Annotated in this window: 2 protein-coding genes; one reads left to right on the forward strand and one right to left on the reverse strand. The window is 36.0% G+C overall.

From position 1 onward, the window contains the following. Nucleotides 1-146: 146 nt before the first annotated feature. Nucleotides 147-389 carry a Txe/YoeB family addiction module toxin gene (locus HC723_RS16640; RefSeq protein WP_190339880.1) on the forward strand — a complete coding sequence of 81 codons (243 nt, stop codon included), beginning with the start codon at nucleotides 147-149 and terminating at the stop codon, nucleotides 387-389. A gap of 267 nt (nucleotides 390-656) precedes the next feature. Here HC723_RS16640 and HC723_RS16645 read toward each other — a convergent pair whose 3' ends face one another. Beyond that, entirely contained in the window at nucleotides 657-1,448 is a 792-nt protein-coding gene (locus HC723_RS16645; protein WP_190339881.1) for a PhzF family phenazine biosynthesis protein, read from the reverse strand. Nucleotides 1,449-2,477: the final 1,029 nt, after the last annotated feature.

Here is a 2,477-nt window from a genome sequence, read left to right on the forward strand (position 1 = left end):
AAAATCCTTCGATTTAAATGTTTTTTACTAACCCAACTGTCTTTGCATCGCTAAGCTCTCTCGAAAAGATAAGGAAGGAACTCGATGTATCGTGATCATATCAACATTGAAATTCCTATCCTTGAACCTTGATAGGGCCCTTGAGCATGATGAGTATCGATATTTTGCGAACGATAATATTGAATATTGCCAGAAAAGCTATCGTTAAAGTTTTACTCATTAAAGATATTCAAAGAACGCCTCAAGAAGGTATTGGCAAGCCTGAGCCTTTAAAACATGGTCTATCGGGATATTGGTCTCGACGAATCAACGATGAGCATCGAATCGTTTACAAACATCAAGGAAATACGATTCTAATTGCGCAACTCGGATACCATTACGGTATATAAGGTCGTAGTCACGCACTTGTCGAGTGCATTACTTTGTTAACCTGTATATTAACGTCTGAAAAGTTTCTTATAGCATTATGACAAATAGTTTTTGGGCAATTCTGAGTTACAAGTTTTACTTATGTAGTAAATTACGGATTAGTTGATGTACGGAAGAAGTAACGCCTCACTAAGAGGCAAAAAACAGTTGGTTAAAATAAGCGACGCAGGAGCAAAAACCAACTGTTTTTTGTCCTTGTTGAATTGCTTGTTATAAAGCAACAACGACTAAACTTCGATTGTACCTTTTAAATACTGTACAGCTTTACCTAAAATAAAAACTTTATCATTAGCAACGTTGCATATTAAATTACCACCACGTTTAGAAGCTTGATATGCAATTAAGTTAGACTTATTAAGTTTACTAGCCCAGTACGGTGCTAAACCAGTATGAATAGAACCTGTAACAGGATCTTCATCACCACCATTTGCAGGCCAGAAATAACGAGAAACAAAGTCATACTCATTTGATTTTGCGGTTACAACAACATCATATGGTGCCAGTTGCTTTAATAATTCATTATTTGGAACGACAGAAGTTACATCAGCTTCATTTTCATAAACAACAAAGTATGCTTGGTTGTTTAATAATACTTCTCTTGGGGTAATTGAAAGTCCATTTAATAATGCTGATGGTATATCGTTAATAATTTCTGGCAGTCTACTCGGGAAGTCCATTTTAATATAACCGTTATCCATTTTAGTAATAGATAAATTACCTACTGCTTCAGCGTAAAAATTAATGTTTTTCACATTATCATTTTTAGAAAAAATAACAAATGATGACGCTAATGTTGCATGACCACAAAAATCAATTTCAGTTATTGGAGAAAACCAACGAATTTCATAATTATAAATATCGATTTGTCTTACATACGCAGTTTCCGATAGGTTATTTTCAATAGCAATAGACTGCATAAGCTCATCAGTAAGCCAGTCCTTGGTAATAATTACTGCTGCTGAATTTCCTTTAAACGCCACATCAGTGAATGCGTCAACAACATTGATTTCTAATTCCATTTGAGAATCTACCTCCATAGGCATATTTGCTTTATAACAGTATATTAACAAGAAATTCAGATAAACCCGAATGGATTTTACACACGATCGACGCTAATCAATTCATTTATTGCCATAAGATACCTTAATAACGGTTTTTTAAAAGCATTTAGCCGATTTTATGCGATGGAGAAAGCGAGAACTGGGTTTAGCGAGCCAGTTGTGACAGGGATGAACTTTCAATGTTTATATATTATTGTTAATTAACAATTACTTAAAATTTAGCCTGATAAGTCACATCTAAGCATAAGTTCTCGCTTTCACACAAAACCGCTTAATACTCACAAAATTAAATTATAACTGTATAAGCACACAGGACGAGGCGGGCAATCGATTTACCGTAAAAAAGGATACTTAATGTATTGAGATAAATTCTAATCCTAACTTGGAACTGGGCAGAAACGCGCCAACCCTGCCTAAATTTTGCTTGGTGGAAATGCTCTATTTGATATACCAATCATGGATGATTGGTGAGGCTTCTTGCGCACATGGATGTGCGGTTGAAGCCGTTATCAAAGTAGAGTGTTGTAACCAAGGTCAACAAAATTTCTAGCAGCGGCCTTTTTGCCACCTTTTTTGTCTGTTGAAAAAAGGTTGGTCGCCGAAGGCTGTGCGGTGCAATCATCACGAAATCAAGATTCAAATAAGCCACTATTGTTCCGCGAATTAGAACAACTACCTTGAAAAACACCGTTAGCATTTAAAAGTAAGAATGGAAAAGCGAGATTCCCTGTCTCTTCGCTTAGGCTCATGCATGGAATGACGATTTCCTCACCGGTGTATGGGCATAAACATTTTAGAAAAAGGCAGCGTACCAATGATCGGATCGCTGCCTTGTTAGTATGAAACTTTATTGTTTGGTATTAGGGGCTGTTGATCTTTCGTGATTAAATTTTGTTCGAGATAAAAGCCTTTTAATCGAGGCAAGTCGATTGAAGCCTAGTTATTCTAAGTAAATGAGACTTAACGAAGAGTAAAAGGCTTTTAGCC

Origin of the sequence: Vibrio sp. S11_S32, assembly GCF_014694465.1 — a bacterium.
GTDB lineage: Bacteria > Pseudomonadota > Gammaproteobacteria > Enterobacterales > Vibrionaceae > Vibrio > Vibrio algicola.